The sequence below is a fragment of the Lentibacillus sp. CBA3610 genome (genome assembly GCF_013373365.1).
GTDB lineage: Bacteria > Bacillota > Bacilli > Bacillales > Amphibacillaceae > Lentibacillus.
The window spans coordinates 182167-204840 of the sequence record NZ_CP035925.1 but is presented as its reverse complement, the minus strand read 5'-3'; the positions used below and the strand labels follow the sequence as shown (position 1 = coordinate 204840).

The 22674-nt window shown below is 43.1% G+C and carries 23 protein-coding genes and 2 pseudogenes; 13 read left to right on the top strand and 12 right to left on the bottom strand.

Annotated elements, in window-relative coordinates; genetic code table 11:
* Position 1 precedes the first annotated feature (1 nt).
* Complete coding sequence (locus tag Len3610_RS01080; protein WP_176446324.1) at positions 2 to 907, top strand: sensor histidine kinase; 906 nt, start codon at positions 2 to 4, stop codon at positions 905 to 907.
* A gap of 142 nt (positions 908 to 1049) precedes the next feature.
* On the opposite strand, the pseudogene Len3610_RS01075 reads toward Len3610_RS01080, so the two are convergent.
* From Len3610_RS01075 to Len3610_RS21580, 4 genes and pseudogenes are all read right to left on the bottom strand, one after another.
* A pseudogene (locus Len3610_RS01075) lies at positions 1050 to 2033 on the bottom strand (acryloyl-CoA reductase).
* 196 nt (positions 2034 to 2229) lie between these two features.
* Positions 2230 to 2445, bottom strand: coding sequence for a cation transporter (locus Len3610_RS01070; protein ID WP_176446323.1), 216 nt, complete (start codon positions 2443 to 2445; stop codon positions 2230 to 2232).
* An 83-nt stretch (positions 2446 to 2528) separates the two neighbouring features.
* Positions 2529 to 3227, bottom strand: coding sequence for a cytochrome c oxidase assembly protein (locus Len3610_RS01065; RefSeq protein ID WP_255259870.1), 699 nt, complete (start codon positions 3225 to 3227; stop codon positions 2529 to 2531).
* 373 nt (positions 3228 to 3600) lie between these two features.
* Positions 3601 to 3663 (bottom strand): hypothetical protein, encoded by a 63-nt coding sequence (locus tag Len3610_RS21580; RefSeq protein WP_369693669.1) that lies wholly within the window; start codon positions 3661 to 3663, stop codon positions 3601 to 3603.
* A gap of 15 nt (positions 3664 to 3678) precedes the next feature.
* Between Len3610_RS21580 and Len3610_RS21575 the strand changes: the two are divergent.
* Together Len3610_RS21575 and Len3610_RS21570 are read left to right on the top strand one after the other, a co-directional pair.
* A pseudogene (locus Len3610_RS21575) lies at positions 3679 to 3903 on the top strand (FixH family protein); the annotation flags it as partial.
* Positions 3904 to 4335, top strand: coding sequence for a FixH family protein (locus Len3610_RS21570; protein WP_369693668.1), 432 nt, complete (start codon positions 3904 to 3906; stop codon positions 4333 to 4335). It begins immediately after the preceding pseudogene.
* Positions 4336 to 4443: 108 nt separating this feature from the next.
* Here Len3610_RS21570 and Len3610_RS01055 read toward each other — a convergent pair whose 3' ends face one another.
* Together Len3610_RS01055 and Len3610_RS01050 are read right to left on the bottom strand one after the other, a co-directional pair.
* Positions 4444 to 5928 carry an aldehyde dehydrogenase family protein gene (locus Len3610_RS01055; protein ID WP_176446321.1) on the bottom strand — a complete coding sequence of 495 codons (1485 nt, stop codon included), beginning with the start codon at positions 5926 to 5928 and terminating at the stop codon, positions 4444 to 4446.
* 182 nt (positions 5929 to 6110) lie between these two features.
* Positions 6111 to 6461: a DUF805 domain-containing protein gene (locus Len3610_RS01050; RefSeq protein ID WP_176446320.1), complete on the bottom strand. Its 351-nt coding sequence runs from the start codon at positions 6459 to 6461 to the stop codon at positions 6111 to 6113.
* Positions 6462 to 6715: 254 nt separating this feature from the next.
* Here Len3610_RS01050 and Len3610_RS01045 point away from each other — a divergent pair, with 254 nt between their 5' ends.
* From Len3610_RS01045 to Len3610_RS01030, 4 genes are all read left to right on the top strand, one after another.
* Positions 6716 to 7336, top strand: a complete 621-nt coding sequence (locus tag Len3610_RS01045; RefSeq protein WP_176446319.1) for a DUF3298 and DUF4163 domain-containing protein — start codon at positions 6716 to 6718, stop codon at positions 7334 to 7336.
* 350 nt (positions 7337 to 7686) lie between these two features.
* The gene (locus Len3610_RS01040) at positions 7687 to 8637 is read left to right on the top strand and encodes a response regulator transcription factor (protein WP_176446318.1); all 951 of its coding nucleotides are present in this window, start codon (positions 7687 to 7689) and stop codon (positions 8635 to 8637) included.
* 230 nt (positions 8638 to 8867) lie between these two features.
* Complete coding sequence (locus Len3610_RS01035) at positions 8868 to 9716, top strand: ABC transporter ATP-binding protein (RefSeq protein WP_176446317.1); 849 nt, start codon at positions 8868 to 8870, stop codon at positions 9714 to 9716.
* Positions 9716 to 10408, top strand: a complete 693-nt coding sequence (locus Len3610_RS01030; RefSeq protein ID WP_176446316.1) for an ABC transporter permease — start codon at positions 9716 to 9718, stop codon at positions 10406 to 10408. Before Len3610_RS01035 ends, Len3610_RS01030 begins: the two co-directional genes overlap by 1 nt.
* A gap of 160 nt (positions 10409 to 10568) precedes the next feature.
* Here the strand turns inward: Len3610_RS01030 and Len3610_RS20375 are convergent, their stop codons facing one another.
* Positions 10569 to 10703: a hypothetical protein gene (locus Len3610_RS20375; protein ID WP_255259725.1), complete on the bottom strand. Its 135-nt coding sequence runs from the start codon at positions 10701 to 10703 to the stop codon at positions 10569 to 10571.
* Between the two features lie 221 nt (positions 10704 to 10924).
* On the opposite strand from Len3610_RS20375, the gene qoxA reads away from it, so the two are divergent.
* From qoxA to Len3610_RS01010, 4 genes are read left to right on the top strand one after another with little or no spacing between them, the layout of a single operon-like run.
* Positions 10925 to 11875: a cytochrome aa3 quinol oxidase subunit II gene (qoxA, locus tag Len3610_RS01025; protein ID WP_176446315.1), complete on the top strand. Its 951-nt coding sequence runs from the start codon at positions 10925 to 10927 to the stop codon at positions 11873 to 11875.
* Entirely contained in the window at positions 11875 to 13809 is a 1935-nt protein-coding gene (gene qoxB, locus Len3610_RS01020; RefSeq protein WP_176446314.1) for a cytochrome aa3 quinol oxidase subunit I, read from the top strand. The genes qoxA and qoxB overlap by 1 nt, the downstream gene beginning before the upstream one ends.
* A 1-nt stretch (position 13810) precedes the next feature.
* On the top strand, positions 13811 to 14416 hold the full coding sequence (gene qoxC, locus Len3610_RS01015) for a cytochrome aa3 quinol oxidase subunit III (protein WP_176446313.1): 606 nt from the start codon (positions 13811 to 13813) through the stop codon (positions 14414 to 14416).
* Position 14417: 1 nt separating this feature from the next.
* Positions 14418 to 14714: a cytochrome C oxidase subunit IV family protein gene (locus Len3610_RS01010; RefSeq protein WP_176446312.1), complete on the top strand. Its 297-nt coding sequence runs from the start codon at positions 14418 to 14420 to the stop codon at positions 14712 to 14714.
* Positions 14715 to 14769: 55 nt separating this feature from the next.
* Here the strand turns inward: Len3610_RS01010 and Len3610_RS01005 are convergent, their stop codons facing one another.
* The 3 genes from Len3610_RS01005 to Len3610_RS00995 all read right to left on the bottom strand — a co-directional run bounded on the left by Len3610_RS01005 (position 14770) and on the right by Len3610_RS00995 (position 17139).
* Positions 14770 to 15063, bottom strand: coding sequence for a spore morphogenesis/germination protein YwcE (locus Len3610_RS01005; RefSeq protein WP_176446311.1), 294 nt, complete (start codon positions 15061 to 15063; stop codon positions 14770 to 14772).
* A 114-nt stretch (positions 15064 to 15177) separates the two neighbouring features.
* Entirely contained in the window at positions 15178 to 15672 is a 495-nt protein-coding gene (locus Len3610_RS01000) for a metallophosphoesterase family protein (protein ID WP_176446310.1), read from the bottom strand.
* 60 nt (positions 15673 to 15732) lie between these two features.
* Positions 15733 to 17139 (bottom strand): hypothetical protein, encoded by a 1407-nt coding sequence (locus tag Len3610_RS00995; protein WP_176446309.1) that lies wholly within the window; start codon positions 17137 to 17139, stop codon positions 15733 to 15735.
* Between the two features lie 373 nt (positions 17140 to 17512).
* Between Len3610_RS00995 and Len3610_RS00990 the strand changes: the two genes are divergently transcribed.
* Entirely contained in the window at positions 17513 to 18496 is a 984-nt protein-coding gene (locus tag Len3610_RS00990) for a DUF6612 family protein (RefSeq protein ID WP_176446308.1), read from the top strand.
* 306 nt (positions 18497 to 18802) lie between these two features.
* On the top strand, positions 18803 to 19900 hold the full coding sequence (locus Len3610_RS00985; protein WP_369693628.1) for a cation:proton antiporter: 1098 nt from the start codon (positions 18803 to 18805) through the stop codon (positions 19898 to 19900).
* Positions 19901 to 20099: 199 nt separating this feature from the next.
* On the opposite strand, the gene Len3610_RS00980 is transcribed toward Len3610_RS00985, so the two are convergent.
* Together Len3610_RS00980 and Len3610_RS00975 are read right to left on the bottom strand one after the other, a co-directional pair.
* A complete protein-coding gene (locus Len3610_RS00980; protein ID WP_176446307.1) occupies positions 20100 to 21053 on the bottom strand; it encodes a DUF4349 domain-containing protein in 954 nt (317 codons plus the stop codon).
* Between the two features lie 155 nt (positions 21054 to 21208).
* Positions 21209 to 22126 carry a DUF7916 family protein gene (locus Len3610_RS00975; RefSeq protein ID WP_176446306.1) on the bottom strand — a complete coding sequence of 306 codons (918 nt, stop codon included), beginning with the start codon at positions 22124 to 22126 and terminating at the stop codon, positions 21209 to 21211.
* Positions 22127 to 22674: the final 548 nt, after the last annotated feature.

The following is a 22674-nucleotide window of genomic DNA, read 5'->3' as shown; positions in this document are numbered from 1 at the left end:
AATGCTTTATCTAGCAATTGTCATGACCATAGCAGCTGTTTTCCTTCTCACCCGCTTATTATCGTTTAAAAAAGAAGTAAGAAAAATCAGTAAGCAGCTGCAGACGTATAACAACCGAAAAACGAATAAAAAAATAAATGGGGCCCTGCTGGATAAAGATATTGAAAATCTGAGTCTCGAAATCAATAAGCTTATTGACTTGCATGTGAAAGAAAGCCGGGAAAAAATACGTTTTGAAAAAGACCAAAAACAGACAATTGCCAATATGTCCCACGACCTTCGAACACCACTGACTTCTATTTTGGGCTATATTCAGATGGCTGAATCAGATAGTGTTACAGAAGAGCAAAACGCGTATTTAAGCATTGCCTCCAAAAAAGCCAAGAGACTGGAATCATTGTTGAATGACTTCTTTGAGCTGAGTGTGATTGAATCCACGGATCATCACCTGACATTCGAGCGAATCAATATAAGGAATTTAACAATCGATGGCTTAATGCATTTTTATGGTCATTTTAACGAGCGAAACATCGAACCCATCATCACTATGCCTGAGAATGATGTGTACATTATCGCTGACGAATCTGCAATAACACGAATTATAGAGAATCTGTGTTCCAACGCCGTTTCCCATTCAAACGGAAATATCATGATAAGCCTTGAGGAAGCAGATTCAACGGTTAGACTGGTTGTGAAAAATGATGCGCATACATTAACCGAAAATGATGCTGTCCACCTTTTTGACCGATTTTATATGGCGGACAGATCCCGGTCAGGAAAAAGCACCGGGCTAGGCCTGTCGATTGTGAAAAGCTTTATGGATAAAATGAATGGGACTGTTACGGCCAACCTGAAAGATGGGCAATTAGCCATCGTTTGTGAATGGAAGGCAGCAGAGAACAAATAATGTGAAATGGCGTATAAAACAAGGTGTTATGTTTGATCTTCATAACTTAACGGTAACACTGAAATGGGATCAAAGAGGCTGGGACAAAAGTGTTTTTATGTCCCAGCCTCTTTTAATCACAATGCTTTGCTAATGACATGTACTACGACAATTTTACAATCGTCCTGCCGCGCACATTGCCATCCAGGATATTCCTCAGGACATCCGGCAGCTCTTCCAACGATATCTCATTAACCATTTCTTCATGCATGTCCGGTTTGAAATCATCCGCCAGACGTTCCCAGATTTTCACGCGTTTTTCCATTGGGCACTTGACTGAGTCGATACCAAGCCAGTTAATTCCCCTTGAAATGAAAGGAAGCACGGATGTAAACCTCTGTCCCTCCTGTCAGACCACTTGTCGCGACAGACCCATCATAATTCAATGTGCTCAGAATATACTGAAGTGTTTGACCTCCAACGGGATCAACAGCACCGGCCCACCTTTTACCGCGCACTGGTTTTTGCTCGGTGTCCTCAACCTCATGACGGTCAATGACATCTTTGGCACCTAACGTTTTTAAATAATCTGCTTCATTAGCTTTACCCGTACTGGCTGTAACGTCATAACCCCGCTTAACCAGTATATTGACAGCAAGACTGCCCACACCGCCAGTAGCACCGGCCACCAGGACAGGACCCTGATCAACTGTCAAACCGTTATCTTCAAGCCTTTGCACGGACAATCCTGCTGTAAAGCCTGCTGTTCCAATAATCATTGCTTCTTTAAGGGACAAGCCTTCTGGAAGGGGTACGCCCAGTCTGCGGGCACGCGTGCCACTTCGCTGAACCCACCGGAATGTCCTGTGCCTAGCTGATAGCTGGTCACAATCATCTCATCGCCTGCATTAAACCGGCCATCCTTGGAATCAACAACCGCGCCGGCTAAGTCAATTCCCGGAATTAACGGATAGGATTCGGCAAGCTGCTGATTGATGGCCACCATCCCGTCTTTGAAATTCACACTCGAATAAGCAACACGAATGGTTAATTCCCCTTCCGGCAAGTCATCCTTGTGTAATTGTTTGATGTCCAAATTCGTTTGCTCATCCTTTTCATCAAGCACCAACGCTTGAAACGTATCCATAAATAAAATTGCTCCTTTCTGGAAACATTTTAGTTAGACTATTACCTGGAATTCTCTTTGGAAAACTATCACTTCTATTCTAACAAATCTTTAAAAATTGCCAGGCTTATGCGATCGGATCCAGCAAATAAAAAAGTAACCGCTCCGATCAACAGATGGCGATTACTTCATATACTCTATGATGTTTATTTATTTCTTAAATTTTTTTCGCTTCAAATCCGACGTAATTAATTTTATCAATAATATCAGTGATTTTTGTCAGATTGTTATTAAATGTTACACGACCATTTTCGGTTGATAAATTGACGTTTATGTCTTTTACACCCGGCATTTCCGAGACGGCTTTTTCAATTTTCGTTGGACAGTTGGAACAGTGCATACCTTTAATAGCCAAATCATTTGTTTCATTCATTTTAATTGTCACCACCTTCGTTCTTTTTAATCCATTTTATTTAAAAATGAATCGGTTTAGAACAATCAAAACCTCTTTACATACTAGCTCCACCTTTCTTCATTTCCGAGGCGAAACGAAAGCTTAAGGCCAAATTTATGCACACCCAACATTAATATTCCAGCCGCAATCTGATCATATTCGGTATTGAAAGGGTAAGGAAGCAATATATTGACAGAACCGGTTTGAGGGGGAACGCAAAGTTGAGCCGTGAGTTGGCTGGCAAAGGGATTGTTCATTCCGTCGATAAACGCATTCACGATGAATAACATACAAGCCGGCATAATAACAACCCCGCTCAGGAAAGTGTAACGTTTCATATGCCATCTGCTAAATCGTTGCTTCGGATTTGGCGATGCAATGGGTAACCACATGAAAAAAGCTAACACAAACAGAAGAAGTAAATAGATATTGTGACTATATGTATTTTGTGCAAGGATATTTAACGTTACCGGTAGATGATATAACAGGAATAATAAGGAAAAGATAAACAGCGACAGTTTCGGGGAAAAGTTCAGTTTACTGAATCTTTTTAGAACCGTATTTTTCCATGCTTGCTGATACAATCGATATGGAATTCCCAACAGTAATAGCGGCGGGATAATAAAATAAAGAATACTCATTTGCATCATATGTAAGCTGAAGGAAAAATGACTGATGGTTGATAAGGGGGTTCCCACGACAACATAAAATAACCCTAAAGCCAGAAAAAACAGAAGAATTTGTTTGGAATAATCCCTCAATTTTCCAAAATGTTTAATCAAGCATGCATATAAAACAGCTGTAAAAACGAGTCCTGCTAATAAAGAAATATTCCAAGCCTCTAAATTTCCAAATAACGCGCCATAAAGCAAGTGATCGCTCCCTTCATGAATGTTTCATTCAAAGAGGTATAAGCTTCATATAATTTATATGCAATCATTCACAAATAATTCACTTTTATTTCACATAATACCCGTTGATAAACAGTCTGTCATTCTATACGATGAGAGTATATGCTGAATTAGTTTATATAAATGGAATGATATAGAAATAATAATGGACGATTTTCCAATATATGGAGGAATGACAATGAAAAAATGTATTTGGACAGTTTTGATCGGAACCGCCATACTGCTATTTATCAGTGCATGCGGTGACAATAGCAATGGTGGCACTGCAGACGAGAACGCCGAAAATGAGGAACCAGCCGTCCTTGAAGTTGAATTTGATTTGCCTGAATCAGCTGAAGCGGGTGAAACAGTTGAACTAAAAGCAACCGTTACGTACGGTGATGAGCTGGTCGAGGACGCCGATGAAGTCGTGTTTGAACACTGGGAACAAGGAAATGAAGACGACAGTACAATGGTTGAAGCCACCAACAATGAGGACGGAACATACACCGCTGACGTTTCATTTGATGAAGATGGTGTATATGAAATGTATGCCCACACCACTGCACGGGAAATGCATACAATGCCCAAAAAGTCTATAACCATAGGTGACGGGGGCAGTCAGGAATCGGAAAACGGTGACGAAAGCCAGGATGCGAGCGGTCATGAACATGGTGATCATGCGGACGGATTCAGTATGGATTTTGCCCAGTCCGAGAATGTCAGTTCAGGTAAGGAAACCGACTTGACAGTTCAACTGCAAATGGATAATGAACCGCTTGAAGAAGCCAATGTCCAGTATGAAATAACAAATGATGATTTGGATATTCATGAATGGGCTGAAACAGACGAAACTGAAGCTGGTGAATACACTGGCTCTTATTCGTTTGAGGAAGCCGGAACGTATAACATGACAATTCATGTTAAAAATGATGACGGTCTGCATGAGCATGAAGAACATGAGATTGAGGTTAATTAATTTAACCATTTGGGATCAGTATGTATCTGGCTTGACAGGAAGGGTATTCCCTGCCAAGTCAGATCTTCACACGCTGTCCTCCAGCCAGTCCCTTTGCCATTATCCGCCTTAATCGCCCTTTGGAATATAAGGTAAATCTAATTCATCCGGTAAATTGATCACATGCGTTTCAGTATAGGCCAGCAATCCTTCTTTGCCATATTCACGTCCAGTACCGGATTGCTTTACTCCACCGAACGGAAAGCGGACATCCAGACCTTGAACAGCTGCTGTGTTAATCATGGTAGTACCAGCTTGTATACGCTCCGCAACTCTAACAGCATGCTCTTCCTTCCCCCAGACAGAGCTTGTTAAGCCATAAATACTATCATTGGCCAATTCAAGAGCGTGTTCATCATCGTCAAATGGCAAAATAGGTACGGTTGGTCCGAATTGCTCTTCCACAACAATCGGGTCTTTATAATCAGCGCCTAATACAACGGTTGGCTGCATAAAATAACCTTCGTCATATAAATCCTGATCAAGCACTTTTCCAAGCTTCACAACCTCTGCACCTTTACTTTCGGCATCGTCAACCAAATCTTGAACAACCTCAATTTGCTTTTTGTTGTTGACAGCGCCAATCGTGACGTTTTCATCAAATGGATCACCAACACGAATCCATTTATTCGCTGCTTCAATATACTTTTCCACAAACCTATCGTATATCTTACGGTCAACATAAATGCGCTTGGCAATCATACAAATCTGCCCGGCTGTCAGAAAGTTTGAGATGACTAACCGGCGCATCGCCTCTTTGTCATCAACATCGAAATCATCTAACACGACAGCAGCATCATTTCCGCCTAATTCCAGCGTCATGTTCTTGATGGTTTCCGCAGCGGACTTCATGATGTCTTTCGCAGTTTCGGTCCCGCCTGTGAACGCAATTTTAGCCACTTTTTCATTGGAAGTCAGTTCAACGCCAACATCTGCATCCCCGTGCACCACATTCAGGACACCGGGCGGAAATTCATCAGCAATAATCCCGGCCACTTTACTGACAGCTAGTGGTGCTAGTGGGCTTGGCTTGAGCACCATAGTGTTGCCGGCCAATAGTGCTGGTGCCATTTTTATCGTTGACAGCGAAATGGGATAATTCCACGGGGAAATCGCGGAAACAACTCCGATCGCATCCCTTGCAATAATTGTCCTTCCGCCGTCATCATGTTCCTGGATCTCATTGTCTAAAACATCTTTAACATTATCGCAAGCAAATTCCATCCAGGCCAGGGAGACTCCAATTTCGCCCTCCGAATCATAAAGCGGTTTGCCATGTTCTTTGGAAAGGAGTTCTGCAATCTCTGGCGTCTTATCCTTAATGACTTGAATCGCTTTTCTCATGCGTTCCACACGCTCATCAATCGATGACCGCCGCCATTCAGGAAATGCGTTGTCTGCTGCATCAATCGCCTTGATTGTATCTTCTTTCGTATTAACCGGTGCATAGCCGACGACTTCATCAGGGTATGTCGGGTTTTCCCTTGGTTCCTGTTTTTCAGCTTTGTATTTTTCACCATTGATAATTGCATCAATTACAACTTCATCTGCCATTGAAAAATCTTCCTTTCTAAAATCAAGGCTCGTTAACCTTATAATTTCCTTAGTATGGATTGACTTTATTTTGACACCGATAAGGCTAAATCATACAAACGTCAGGAATATACATTGTAAGAAATTATGAAGGACATACAAAAATGGTGCACCTAATCAGATGCACCACTTTTATGTGAACTTTAGATACTTGCTTTTGGGTTGGGACCATACCTATTTTGGCCTGAATCACTGTCAAGGCACATAAATACTAATAGGACAATAGCCCCGGCAACCGGTACAAACCCTATCAAAACCCACAAGCCGGATTGTCCGGAATCATGCAGCCTGCGAACCACAACTGCCAATCCCGGTAAGAAAACAGCTAACGAATACAGTGTTGATAATACGCCAGGGAGTGCCATTATAGCCTCCAGAATGGATATCAATAACAAAATAATAAAGTTAAAAAGGACGAACATCCAGTATTCTGTACGTCGTGCACGGCCGGTAAATGTAACATAATTTCTCAAAACCTTTGTGTACCATTGCATAACAAAACCTCCCTTCTAAAGAAATAGATCATTAGATTACTATGTAATGCCATACGATGTATTCCTATGATATTAACATAACAGTCAAACTAAAACAAAAATAGACAATTGTTGTCGATCGATAAGCTTTTCTGCACTTCGGTTGAATGTTTTGCCTTTTAATATATGAAACTTCCTTTCAATACCGTTTCATAACGCACAAATTCCGCGTCGATCGAATATATTAGGCATAAAACCAGAAGAAGGTGACTAAAATGCCAAAATCATTACCTGTTCGTGTTAAACCGGTCAGAATCAGCAGTGGAGAACAGAAAAATGTCATTTACCCGAGAGTATTCGATATGCGTGACAAAGAAATGGAAAGATCTATCAACCAGCAAATCATTGATGAAACGCAGGGACTTATCGATCAACAAGCTGACGAAATGGCAACACCCATCATAGAAATGGATGGGTCTTTTGAAATCAAAAATAATCAGCGGAACGTTCTCAGTTTATTGCTGAACAACTATGCCTACCATTATCAGGCTGCACATGGCATGACTTATATTGAATCATTGACATTTGATCTCGAGGAACGGAGACAATGCCGTTTGAGCGATTTGTTTAAGCCGGGAAGCAATTATGTTGCGCGATTGACAGAACTGGTTAATGAGCAGATTGAACAGCGTGATATTCAAACATTTAATGAGCATGTTGAAGTCCGGCCTGAACAGGATTTTTATATTGCTGACAAAACACTTGTCATCTATTTTCAGCTTTATGACATAACGCCATATGTTTTCGGGTTCCCGATGTTTCCGATATCGGTCTATGCCATTATGGATATCATCAATGAAGATGGGCCGCTTGGCCGGATGGCGGTTAATAATTAAAGGATCAGCATACATTTAATTTTTTAAATATCAACTCCTGCCGAAACCTCTTAATGTTATACTGGATAAAGCGAAACTTCACTTCAGTGGAGTGCTTTTCTCCACTGAATGTTAGCCCGAGCCGAATCGGACATTTACGGGCAGTTAGCCGCCGTATTTTTGGCGGGTTACTGTCCGTTACATGCGGGATAAAGCGAAACTTCATTCAGCGGAGTGCCTTTTTCCGCTGAATGTTAGCCCGAGCCGAATCGGAAATTTACGGGCAGTTAGCCGCCGTATTTTTGGCGGGTTACTGTCCGTTACATGCGGGACAAACCTATAAATGATTTTTCAAACAGGAGTTTGTATGAATGGCACATTTCAAAATTGATCACGACTTTACCAACAATGAATCACTTCCTTCATTTTCCCTTACCATCAATGATTCGTATGTCACGGCGGTTTACAGTGATACCGACAGGCAGGCTGAGCTGGTAGAGGTTCTCCGCAGTGATGCCAAAATGACGGTTTTTGATCAACAGGAAGGGCTATATGACCGTCTGACAGTGGAAGATAATATCGCCTTTTTCCGTAAGTGGTTCGGATGCCGGAAACCGCTGCCGGAAATTCTTGTTCTATTTGAACTGCACAGTTGTGCCAAAACCCCACTTTCAAAGTGCTCGCACTCGGAAATCCGCCGGGTTTACTTTGCCAAGTACTATATGAGTGGTACCGAGCCAATCGTATTCCGGGAGCCGATTCATGGCGTGGATATCAAGACAATCAACACGTTCATCAATATGCTTGAAAAGATCAAGGACGACGGCATACCTGTACTTGTCCTGGTATCTAATATGGAGCACGCGCTGCTCTTGGGTGACGCAGCATACAAACTGCAGGAACACGGTATGCAGCCAATTGAGGTTGATGAGGAAGACGCTAATACTGCCGAAGCTGAGCGTTCTGATGTGCCGGTGACCACCAACCTATTCAAGATCCCGGCTAAAGTGGAAGATAAAATGATTTTATTTGATCCGCCTGAAATCGACTACATTGAAAGTCAGGACGGAAAAGCTATGATTGTAATTAATGATGAATCATATACATTAGATTCCACGCTCGCTGAAATCGAAAAGAAATTGGAGGTTTACGGTTTTTACCGCTGCCACCGCTCTTATATTGTGAATCTGCAAAAAGTACGTGAGATCATCACATGGTCGAAAAACACCTATTCACTTAAAATTGACAATAAAATACAATCGACCATCCCTCTGTCCAGGACGAAAATTCAGGATATCCAGGAGAAATTCAGCCTGAAATAGGTACAGTTCACGGAATTTTCCGCTCGAGACCTGCTCTTCCAGTATTCCGGACATCCCCCCGGAATCGGTACAGTTCATCCCGTCAGCGGACACATACGGTTTAAAAATGCTTTTTTTAAATCTGAATCCGGTACAATTCACTCTTCTTCTGGTACATTCCATTCGGATTTGACTGCGCCCGCAGCCTCTATCCGCTATGATTGAAGCAGCACATCGAAGGAGGTTTTCAGTTGGAAAATGCAATTGAAGTAAACGGAATGCGAAAAGTGTTTGGCCAAAAAACGGCCATCAAACAACTCAGTTTTAATGTGGAAGAGGGAGAGATTTTCGGACTGCTTGGACCAAGCGGATCAGGCAAGACCACGACGATTAAAATTTTGACCGGAGAGCTCGGTCAGACCTCGGGTAACGTGAACGTGCTCGGGATTGATGCGAAACAATTCGGAACGGCTGATTTCAAATCCAAAATCGGTATTTTGTCCGATAACAGTTCGCTGTATGAGCGGCTGACCGTTTATGATAACCTGAAATTATTTTGTAAATTATACCATGCCCCGCTCAAAGAAATTGATGTGATATTAAGGGAAGTCAATTTGGAAGACGAGCGGACAAAAACGGTCTCAAAGCTGTCCAAAGGTATGAAGCAGCGTGTGTTACTTGCAAAAGCACTCATTCATAAACCGAAGCTGGTTTTTCTTGATGAACCGACGTCTGCTTTGGACCCGGGTAATATGGCACAAATTCATCGCGGACTGCAAAAGCTGAATGAAGCCGGGACAACAATCTTCCTGACAACCCATAATATGGAAGAGGCAAATGTATTATGTGACCGGGTTGCCTTTTTGCATAACGGCGAGCTGCAGGAATTGGACAGCCCGAATGCACTCCGCTACAAATACTCGACACATGCATTTCATGTGGAAACATTTACCGGTGACAAATTAGTCATTGAAAACAAGCGCGGTAATGCTGATCAAATCAGGGAACTAATTGCAAACGGACAAGTAAAGACAATGCATACGGATAATCCAACACTTGGTCAAATCTTTTTAAAAGTGACCGGAAAGGAGCTGGTATAATGAACGTTCAGCGCATAAGTGCCATTTTTGAAAAAGATATCAAAGACTTCATGAAAAATATGATGCTGCTGACGATGCCGCTGATTCCTGTCGTACTTGCTTTAATTTATGACCGGATGGGCACAGAGGAATTTCCACTTACGCTGCTCTATTTAATTGTCGGGGTGACTTTTTCGGCGGTCACATCAAGCACTATGATGACAATGATGGCAGAGGAAAATGAAAAGAAAACATTGCGCGGACTGATATTGTCACCAGCCTCTTTTGTAGATATCATTATCGGAAAAAGTCTTGTGACAGGCCTTATAACACTCGTATCACTCGTTGTATCACTGATGATCCTTGGCATTGACCCGTTTTTGAACACCATACCCATCAGTGGATTAATATTGCAATTCCTATTCTTCCTGTTCCTCGGTATCGGTATCGGCCTATTTTCAAAATCGATTGCATCCACATCTGTCTATCTAATGCCGGTTATGTTTTTGTTCGGCTTTACACCGATGGTTGGACAGCTCGGATTTTCTGAAGACGGTATCGTCATGACCATTTTCGATACATTTCCAGTCATGCAGGCGATCGAGGCGCACGAAAACAGCTCATGGGCACCCATCGGCATCATAACACTTTGGGTCGCTGCCGCAGCACTATTTATGTTCATTTGTTTTAAAAGGACAGTGACAGATGATTAATCTGGATAACAGTCGCATTTTCGGATGAGAATGCGACTGTTTTAATGTCCTATTTAAGTACAGGGAGTTTTCTTGTCGTGTGGAAGGTTACGCTTTTGATACTTTTAAGCCGAGCTATCACTACTTCCGCCCACACTTGTTGTCAGTTTTGCGCCCACGTTCACGAGTTACCGGCCCATATTTCGGATTTCCGGCCCATGTTCCAATTCTCACGCCCATATTTTGACTCTACGGCCCATGTTTTCATTTTCTGGCCCATGTTCCGGAGTTCACGCCCATGCTTCGTCTCTCGCACCCATGTCCGACCCCCACCCACACAATACGCACACAGGCTTCCTCTCATCCCCACTTTCACAAAAGCATTTTTAATAAAATATATCACAATTTCATGACCAATTATCAACGAATGATTGACTGTCAACAAAAACGGGAAGGCGTCTAATAAAATTGTTCATAGGTTAACACTAGATTCATAGTGAAAAACATATCTCCAACGAATTGCAGAGGTGTTATTTCATGAGACATAGACTGAAGCATCTGAACAAATGGGTTGCCTTTATGCTCATTGGCCTTACATTATTGCTCAGTGGATGCAGTGAGCTGACTGTATTGGATCCCAAAGGTCCGGTTGCGGAAAGTCAGCGGGATCTGATTCTCTATGCACTCATATTCATGCTGGGGATTGTGGTGGTCGTATTCACACTCTTCACCATCATGGTTGTGAAATACAGGGATAAACCCAACCGGAAGGCCGAATATAAACCGGATCTTCACGGTAATCGTAAACTGGAAACGATATGGACGATCATACCGGTTATGATCGTAACTGCCCTGTCCATACCAACCATCTCAACAATATTTGATTTGGAAAAACCGCCGGAACCTTCAGCTGAACAAGGCCCGCTTGTCATTCATGCGACGGCTGCTGATTGGAAGTGGTTTTTCAGTTATCCGGAGCAGGGTATTGAAACGGTCAATTACCTGCACATCCCAACAGACCGAGCCATTGAATTCCGGTTATCCTCGGCTGATTCAATGCAGGCCTTGTGGATTCCTGCTTTAGGCGGTCAAAAATATAATATGGCCGGCATGCACACCACGCTTTATCTGCAGGCTGATGAACCCGGTGTATACCAGGGCCGCAATTCCAATTTTAACGGTGAAGGCTTTGCTGAACAGACGTTTAAAGTACATGCCGAAAACAGCAGTGACTTCCAGGACTGGGTGGAATCAACACAAAACACAGCGCCTGAATTGACGCAGGATCAATATGATGCATTGCTGGAACCTGGAATCGTGGATACGATGGCATTTTCATCGACACACCTTGAGTGGGTCGACCATGGCACAAAAGAAGGCATGGACTATTCCATTGAACGCCATCGGGCTGAATTTGCAGAGCAGCTGCATCTTGAAAACGGCGAAAATCATGAACATGGACCATCGGAGAAAGAAGGTGGACAGTAATGCAGCTTGATGAATTTTTTGTAACGGGCGAACCGCTTATATATGCCGGGATGGTTGCCATTACACTTGTTACAGGCGCCATCATCTTCCTGCTAACTTATTTTAAAAAATGGAAATGGCTCTGGCGCGAGTGGCTGACGACCGTCGACCATAAAAAAATCGGCATCATGTATATCTTAAGTGCGCTCGCAATGTTGTTCCGCGCAGGTACTGATGCACTGATGATGCGGACACAGCTGGCCTTTCCGGATATGAACTTCCTGAACGCCCAGCATTACAATGAAATTTTTACCACACACGGAACGATCATGATCTTTTTCATGGCAATGCCGTTTTTGATTGGTTTGATGAACATTGTCGTGCCGCTGCAAATCGGAGCGCGTGACTTTGCTTTTCCTTATGTGAACGCATTGAGTTTCTGGTCCTTTTTCTTCGGGGCCATGCTGTTCAACGTATCATTTGTCATTGGCGGCGCACCTGATGCCGGCTGGACAAGTTATACACCGCTTGCCGGTGATGTGATGAGTCCTGATCCGGGACAGAACTTTTACCTGCTCGCACTGCAGCTGTCAGGGATTGGAACACTGGCAACAGGCATTAATTTGATGGTGACAATCCTGAAAATGCGTGCACCGGGTATGACCATGTTTAAAATGCCTATTTTTACCTGGTCCACGTTTATTACATCGTTCATTATCGTATTTGCCTTTCCGATTCTGACCGTTGCGCTGGCACTCATGACGATTGACCGGATTTTCGGATCACACTTCTTTACACTGGCCGGTGAAGGGCTGCCGATGATGTGGGCAAACCTGTTCTGGATGTGGGGCCATCCGGAAGTCTATATTGTAATACTTCCGGCTTTCGGTATCTTTTCCGAGGTTATTGCCACATTTGCCAAGAAGCAATTATTCGGTTACACCGTCATGGTCTGGTCGATTATTATCATTGCCGGACTGAGTTTCCTTGTATGGGTGCACCATTTCTTTACAATGGGCGCGGGAGCATTTGTCAATTCCATATTCTCGGTTACAACGATGGCGATTGCTGTACCGACCGGCGTGAAAATATTCAATTGGCTGGCAACCTTATATAAATCCAGAATCAGAACAACAACAGCGATGATGTGGGCACTGGCGTTTATCCCAAGTTTTACAATTGGCGGTATAACAGGGGTTATGCTTGGCATGGCTGCCGCCGATTACCAGTTCCACAATTCGTATTTCCTGATTGCACACTTCCATTATGTCCTGATTGCAGGAACCGTTTTCGGTTGTTTTGCCGGACTTGTGTATTGGTATCCGAAAATGTTCGGCCACAAGCTTAACGAACGGATTGGAAAGTGGAGTTTCTGGCTGTTTGTCATTGGTTTCCACATCACCTTCCTGCCACAGTACTTTTTGGGACTCGACGGCATGCCGCGAAGAGTTTTCCATATCGTTCCGGAATGGCTGCCATTAAACCCAATTTCAACAGTCGGTGCATTCAGCATGGGACTCGGTTTCGCCGTATTTGTGTATAACATTTATTACAGCTACCGGCACAGCGAACGTGAGCAAACCGGTGACTCTTGGGACGGCCGAACGCTTGAATGGGCAACCCCGACACCGGTACCGGAATACAATTTTGCCGTTGTGCCGCATGTAACGTCACACGACGCTTACTGGAACATGAAGCAAAAAGGTGAAACGGTCTACGATGAGTCAAAAGTAGAACCAATTCATATGCCGAACAGCACAGGACAACCGTTTATCATGTCAGCCATCATGTTCTTTGCCTGTTTTGCTTTAGTTTTCGAGTGGATTTGGCTGGCAGTCGCCGGACTAATCGGTACAATCGTGATGATGATCATCCGTTCATTTGACTACAATAAAGGTCACCACATTGACGCAGACGAAATCAAGCGGACCGAACGCTCGGCAAGGGGGTTATAGCATGAATGCATCTGAAGAAAACAGCAAACCACTTGAATATCAGACCGAACAAGGCCAAATGAATATTGTTGGCTTTTGGATCTTTCTGGCTGCAGAAATGGCGCTGTTCGGAACATTATTTGCGACGTACGCTGTGCTTTTTGGCCGAACGGCAGATTCCCCTGCCCCCGGGGAGCTGTTTGAACCGGGAATCGCAATTGTGATGACGCTCATTCTGCTGACGAGCAGTTTTACAGGTGGGCTTGCCATTAATGACATGCGGCGTGGTTCAGTCAAAGGTATGATGACGTGGCTGCTGATCACATTGGCTCTCGGCTTAACCTTTCTGGGGTTTGAGATATATGAATTTTACCATTACGCCACGGAAGGTGCTACCCTTCAGTCCAGCGCATACTGGTCAGCGTTTTTCGTGCTCACGGGCACACACGGCCTGCACGTGACATTCGGAATCGGCTGGCTGATCCTGCTGCTGATACAGCTTGCAAAAAGAGGCATAACATCTGTCACGAGCAATAAATTATTTATTTTCGGGCTGTATTGGCACTATTTAGACGTCATTTGGATTTTCATTTTTACAGGTGTTTACCTGTTAGGGATGGTGATTTAGTATGGAAAAGCAATCCAAAAAACTTCCAATTAAACACATCATTGGGTACGTGACATCTGTTATATTAACATTTGTGGCAATATGGGCGGCGCTGGGTTCTAATTTGCCGGTCATGTGGATTATTATTTCAATCTTTTTACTGGCGATTATCCAGGCAGCCATTCAGCTCTTTTTGTTCATGCATTTGATTGAACGTGGAATGGGCAACGCACCATGGAATATGATGTTCCATGGCACCATCATCTTTGCCATACTCATTGCAGGTTCATTGTTCACGATGTCATTCGGCTTTATGTAAGAACATGATTTTAAACACTGCAAAAAAACCTCTTTCCCAATAGCGGAAAGAGGTTTTATAATTCACGGATTTCTTTAATGGTGAGTCCACCGTATTTTTCTGACGTGTTGATCATGTCGATAATGAACATCACCCAGCCTACCGCGGATAGCATCATGCTTGTGTAGAACATTATCCACGTAATGGAGAATACGGCGGGAACCACAGCCAGAAACATCACTTGGATAAAATAAACCCACATGCCTGCAAGCAGAATTGATTGCACAATCGCAAGCGTTTTTTTGTTCAAATACAGGAAAATGAATGGTGTCGCAGTTCCCAAAACCATAAACATTAACGTAACACCCATTTTGATCATCTCCTATAAAATGTGTAAGCGGATTCTTAATATTATTTTAACAAATTATTCGCGTTTTTGTCACACAACGTTCATATTTTATTAAAAGATTTTTTCTGAATCACATCAGTTTTTATCGTCAAAAAAGATAAGCTCCGCATGAATCTCCCCGGTGATTTCAAGGATGGCAAATGAATAATATGGCAGCGTCCGCTTATCCGTTGGTGATCCCGGATTGAGCAGCAGCTGTTTCTTGAAATACCGGATCAAGGGAATATGTGAATGACCGAAAATGATGACATCCGGCTGATCATCAGCAAACGCCTCAAGAGCCCGCTTTTCGGTAGTCTTTTTGTCCCCGTGACCATGGATAACGCCGATTCTGAAACCCTTTATCTCAAAAACTTGTTTCGCCGGCAAATGTTCCCTTATATCATCACCATCGATATTGCCGTAGACGCCTATTACATCACCATATCGGGAAAGCTCTTCATAGACATCGTATGATTTCCAGTCTCCTGCATGCACGATTACATCAGCTGATTGAAGTTCTGTGATGAGGCGTGAAGGGAGTTTTCCTGCTTCTTTTAAATGAGTATCCGCTGTTACGACGATTTTCATGGTAAGACTCCTTTAAATGTAGCATAAGTCGGGACAAGGGGTCTGACCCTGTGTCCCATTTCAAAGGTACACCATCCACTGCACATACACCTGAACCATCACATACAGGACAATCGCATATTTATAGTTGAATTTGAGTCCGTTTTTTAACGGACTTAAGCCATTCGTGCCGCTCAGCACAATAACCGGCATGATTAGCGGTGACAACAGAATGGATATGGCACTTCCGGACGTGACCGCCAGGACAACCAATTCAGGCGGATAAGGCAATGAAATGCTCTCGAGTATACCGGCAACCAAAACCATGACTGTCAGCGGTCCAAGCCCCATAAAGCCAAGCACGATAACGATTAGCGGCAGAAAGTATAATATATTAATAAACGGGAAAACTTCCTGAAGCGAATAAACGCCGTTAACCATCGCTTCCCCGAGCCCGGTCTGATTCAAGCCGTATATCATGACACCGGCCGAGGTCAGAACGCTGAATTGATAGGATTGCCCTGCAAGGCCGTTTATATAATAATCTTTTATTTCCAACAGCAGTTTATACGGTTTTTTCTTGACCAGAAAATAAAGACCAGCCCAAATGATAATCATGATAGGAATCAGCACCATCAGTTCAAGGCCGAGCACTTCATACATCAGAAAAATAGAACCGAACAGCGTGATGAACAAAACAGCAAATTCCCACGTCCGGCGCTTTTGCAGCTTTTTATCCGTGGCCTTTTCAAGCACCGAATCGATTTCCGTTTTTATTTCGGCTGTCATATCAATATCATGACGTCTTTCTTCAAAATAAGAAAAAATAATAGCAACAATCATTGCAACCGCAGTAACTATAAAACCTTGAAAGATGGCAACGGATAGTGAGGCATCAAGCACCTCTACTGCGAACGCAAAACTGGGAATACTGATAACCCATAAACTTGAGAGCGCAAACGCACGCAACAGCGCCGTCGCTTTATATCTTTCCCATACCTCGCCTTTCTGGTGTTGCAACAGGTCATTGACGAACCCGTACATCAGCGGAATTGAGCCGAACAGCAGGAAATAAGAAATGAGGTGTGTAAACATCATCACACCAGAAAAAAACTTGCGGCTGGTATTAAGCATTTTGTGAGCAAGACCAATAAGGTCATCAATATACGGTTCTGACCTTAGCACCCAGCCGATAACCGGAACGACAGCCAACAATCCGACGATATTGCTCATTTGCCTTATGCCGTTTTGCATATTTTCCAGGAATGATCCGCCTGTCATGATTATAATTGTGAGCCCCGTCAAAAAAAGAAACAGCGGCAGCTTGAAACGATGTATTTTCAGATGTACAAAGGCTAAAACAACCATGATGAAACCAATGATGGCATGCAAACCTGCCAACATTTCGATATTCCAAAAATAGGTTGTGAAATGCAGCAGGGCATATAAAAGGATGGAAAACCGCAGACCTCTTGTGGTCAAATCCATTGTTACAGTCCTCTCAAATAAAATCTATTATCCATTTTAAACTTAGCACAGTGGAAAGACAATAGAATGAGCTGGACTCCTCTTCACTTCATGGTTAGGACTTAAGACTTAATATTTATCCACCTGCCTCAGAAAGCTGAAGAATAAAATAAACCACAGTGATATGGTTTTACTGGTTGTGCAGAGGCTTATTTTTATCATTCTAAAATACTAGTTCAAACGTATTATTTTAAAAGAAAAATTTAAGGTTCATATGAAATGACAGCACTTTATTGTATAATGCAATTCAGCACTGGCAATAACCGCTATACATGTCTTTCCTTGTACATTGAAGCGGCGTTGCATAAATTATTTCGGAGAGGGGTTTTGTACATTGAGAAAAAGTCTGTACATATTATTAGTTATGTTTTCAATCATGCTGGTGGCAGCCGGATGCGGACAATCAGACTCTGAATCATCCGGAAGTGGTGATTCAAATGAAAGTGCTGAGGCAACAGAAGAAACGGAACAAGAAGAGGAAAAACTGGCACCTGAGGATGTCATCATTAACTCCAGCGAAGCCATGCAAGATTGGCCGGGAATGGAGTACTCATCCAATACCCAGCAAAATATGACGGTAACACAAGGTGACCAGGAAGAATCCTTTGATCAGGAAATGACTATGGATGCACGCATGACGCTTGATCCTATGACCATGGAAATGTCAGGCGAAACCACGATGCAGGATATGCAAATGCCGCTCGAAACCTATTATGTTGATGATGTGATGTACTCTCAAACTCAAGGCCAATGGATTGGTATTGAAGGGATGAATCTCGATCAGTTCACCGAACAAAGCCAGGGCCAAAATCCGGCTCAGCAAATGGAACAAATGATGGCTATTTTTGAGGAGCTCCCGGAAAGTGAAGACGACAGTGACTATATCTCTATGACAGAAGAAAATAACGAGTATGTTGTCGAACTAAATCTGAATGAGGAAGCTTCCGCTGAAATTATGGATATAGCCATGGAACAACTTGAAGGAACCATGGGGCAGCAATTACAGCAAATGGGTGCTGAAAATGCACTGCAGGATATGCAAATCAAGAACATGAACCAAACATACTATGTTGACAAGGAATCCTTCGAACAATCAAAAATTGAGCAACAAATGGAAATTGAGATGCCAATTGAAGATGTGACGATGAGCATTGATATGGATATGACAACGGAAATCGCCGGCAAAGTTGAAGAGGAAATTACCGTTCCGGATGACGTTAAAAATAATGCTCAAGTCATCAGCTTAGAAGAGCTGCAGCAAATGGAACAAGGTCAAAATCAGGACCAGGATCAGCAAGGACAAAACGAAAGCCAGTAACTCTTCGCTGCTTAACATCCTTAGAGGCTGTTTGTAGTGGGAGATTCTGACAAAAACCAGACATACAATACTGTATGACCGTTTCCCGTTACAATCGGGAAACGGTTTTTCTGCTTTAAACTTCTACAATCTTTTGTTCCAGTTTTGTTAGGGCACCGAAACAAATAATTCACCTGTCTCGTGAAAGCTTTCTGCGTCACACAGATGATAAATGTATACGTACTTCTTTCAGGAATCCAACACATCGTTTAGTATGACACACACAGGGAATCGCCAAGGAGTATTTAAACGCAGAGGAGAATCACCATGACGTCATTACACGTGATTATATTACTCTTGTTCGGTTATCTTATTTTTATATTGGATAAAAAACAAACCTACTTCCCTGTCCCCGTTATACTGGTGCTGCTGGGTCTTGGTTTGTCGTTCATTCCTTACTTCTCATCTATCAATGTGACTGCTAAAATGCTTTATCACGTCTTTTTGCCGGCGATTCTGTTTACGTCCGCTTATCGTTTTTCATCAGATAGTTTCAAAAAGAATGCCGGCATCATTACATTTCTCGCCACCATTGGCATTATGGCAACCGTCGCCATTCTTGGTTCGGTCATCTACGCCCTGAGCGGTCCCTTTGTCTCACTTTCATTCATTGGTGCGCTCGTTATCGCATCAATTTTGACACCGACAGACCCCGTTTCAGTCGTGTCCATATTGGAGAAGTCCGCAGACAGCAAGAAAATTTCTTCGGTTGTTGAAGGGGAGTCGCTGATCAATGATGGGACGAGCATTGTTATTTTTTCGTTTCTTGCAGGTATGCTGGCGCAGGGCAAATCATTCACGGTCATGAATTTTTTCAGTGATTTTCTGTTTGTATCAATTGGTGGTGCGCTTCTTGGCGTTGTATTCGGCTGGCTGTTGAGTAAAGCAGTCCATTATACCTTTAACCGCGAATACCAGATTATGCTTAGCATCATGATTGCATACGGATCGTTCAACCTTGCCGAGTTCATAGGGGTATCAGGCGTACTGGCCGCCGTATTCTCCGGGATCATGCTTTCGTTTGAATACGGCCGCATCATTAAAGAAAATGATTTACGGGAAACATTGAACAGTTTTTGGAATATCGCTGAAGTATCTGTTTTATCACTGCTTTTTTTGTTAATTGGCATTGAAGGTGCTGAGTTTCTGCAATTCAATGCCTGGGGTTTCGTGTTCATCATTTTCGCTGCTTCGTTATTGGTACGTTTTGTCATCATTTCGGGAACAACACGAATCTTCACGGACTGGCGAAAAAGAATGAGCTGGCGGGAATCGACCTTGATTACATGGTCGGGCTTAAAAGGTTCCATGTCGGTTTACCTCATCTCGAGCTCCAAGCGAAGAATTCGGGTGACAATGATATGATTTTATCATTGGCTTTTGCCACAGTTCTGGTTTCACTAATTATCCAGAGTCTTGGTGTTTCACCACTGTCGAAATGGCTGGCAAAATAAATTTTCCGGGTAAATCACATGAATAAGCAACCTGGTCAGACCTGTGGCTGCTTATTGTCAGCCAGCTTTTTTCTATTTCTTTGGGCAACATACCACCGCGAAACCGTCCGTCATTCATTTCTCCATTTTCCGCGGATTCGCTTATTTATCACCCAAAACAGAATAACAGCAATAACCGCTAAGATGATCAGAACCGGCAAATTTCCGATTATAAAAACAAACAACCCTGAAAACGCAGAGAGCAAAAAGTTAATACTTTGCATGAACTGCTGTTTTGTTTTTTCCCACGTATTTAAATCTTCCTCACCGGCTATGGCTACATTGTTTTCCTGGATATTGATCGTCACAGTAGCCAGATCGACCTTGTTTTCCAAATAAGTCATTCGTCCGGTTATTTCCTCTATCTCCTGCTGAACGGTAGCAAGATCATCAGAAATGTTGAGCAGATCTTCCGTCTTGTCCGCTTCTTCCATAAATGAAAGAAGTCGTTCTTCCACCACACGTTTCGATTCGAGGCGTGATTCCAGATCAACGTATTCTTCTGTCACATCCTGTCCTGAGACGGAACTCTCCATAACAGTGCTGCTGCCGTCTTCCACTATTTGAACAAATTCTTCAAACTCTCCCTGAGGAATCCGTGCGGTGACTCTACCGCTAATCGACCCTTCCTCATCATCTTCATGCATATTCGAGTCCACGATATACCCGCCGCGTTCTGATACTTCAGCTTGTATACTATCAACCGTTTCCTGATAATCCGTCACTTCAATACGAAGATTAGCGTTATAAATGACTTTCCGATCAGCCTGTGTACTTTCATCTGCTTGGGATGCGGCTTCTTCTCCACCGGCATTATCTTCCTGCTGTTCAGTCGAGGCCATATCCTGCCCACTGCCTGCATCGTCTGCATCAGTAAGTGTTCTGCTGTTCTCTGTTGCCTTTTCCTCTGTACTTATATCAGCCTGATCAGCAGTTGACTTATTGTCCTCCGTTTCATTGCTGCAAGCCGTCACCACAATCCCAACACATACAATCATTAAAACACATAACCTTTTTGCCATCATGACCCCCTGCCTTCCTCTGTTTTTAAATACAGACGGAATTTAGTGGAAAAGGTTACACAAATTATTGAATAAAAGGGAAAATGATTGATAACTTGATGAGTTGGCATGTGCCTCAGCCAGCCAAACATGCTGTGAGTTCAAAGCTGGGCATTTTTTCACCGGTTAATTGACGCCGCCATTCTGATATACGTATGCCGCTTGCCGCGTATGGCAATCGAATAATCCATAATATTTTCCACGACAGCAATACCGTGTTCTCCAGCGTCACCAATATGGTGAATATCCGCGCCGGCCATTTTATTCTGCAAAGCCATTTGTTGAATGGTTTCTGCACGCGCTCCTTCCTGGCTTGTGCCGATTGCCGTTAATGCCAGGGCGCCTTGTTCGTGAACGGCTTGAATCAGTTGCTCCGTTTTGGCAGGTGTCGTACCTGGAATACTGCCGACCGCCGGAAGTAAAACAACATCACTTCCGGCCCGAGCAAATTCCGATACGAAGTCTTGACTTACAATCGTGCTGCCTGCTTCATTCCTGACACCTGCCCCATGCATTTTTCCCGCGATAATCATAATCTCATCCTGAAAAATAGTTTTTGCCTGTTTCACTGATTTTAAGATAGCCGTGTTCGTCACACCGGTTTGCGGGTTGCCTGTGAAGCAAACAAAATCCACACCCAGCTCTTTAGCTTTTTCCAATGATGAAGTGATAGCGGTACGCCCTTTTGGTAAGTTAACCAGTGTTTCTGTATTATCTGCATCAGGATCAACAGGTTCCAGATTAATCCCTACCGGCCTGCCAACTAACTTTTTTAACTCAGTGATGACATTTTTTGGATTTTCAACAGTCAGCCCTTCGATAGTCGGTTGATCAACATCAAATACATTCAATAAAATCATATCTGCCCCGAAAGCAGCAGCGTATTCCGCATTGGTTAAACCGGGATAAAGTGGCGTTGTCGCACAGATCACCTCCGACAGCATGACCCTCCCCTCAGAAGCCGCAATCGCTTGTCGCAGCTGGTCCCCGTTCATTTCATCAAAATCTGATGCCGTACAATTCAATAATCGCTTCATTTGCTATGTCGTCCCTTCCGTAATATTTAGTGCTTCTTCTATTATTACAATCGAAACGAAACTTAAAAAGGGGCCATATGAAAAAATTTATTTTTTTCCCGCCCCCTAAATGCAATTCATTGCGATTGTAGAGATGAGAACAGCAATAAACTTTATAAACTGACCATTGTGAATCTTTTACGGCAAATCTGTTTAAAAATTGCGTGGGTGAACTTTTTTAAAGCAGGTACCGTTTTTGAGAAAATTTTTCTGCACCCACCAAAATTTGCATACAGGCTATGATTCTTTTAAACTGCTCAGTAAAGGTGATAACTATGACGGCAGGATACTGTTGCTGGAAGAGATTAACTCAACTGTGCATGCTCAGCATCTGAGTTCAGACTTCACTGGATGGAATCATAGCGTTTACCGAACCTTCGTTGCCTGAAACGCTAAAGTTTGTTGTGAAAACACCAAAGTATCCTATGATTTCGCCAAAGTTTCATGCGAGAACGCCAATGTTCCTCATAAAAATTATGTCAACAAGTTCCCTTTGATCACAGCTTCAT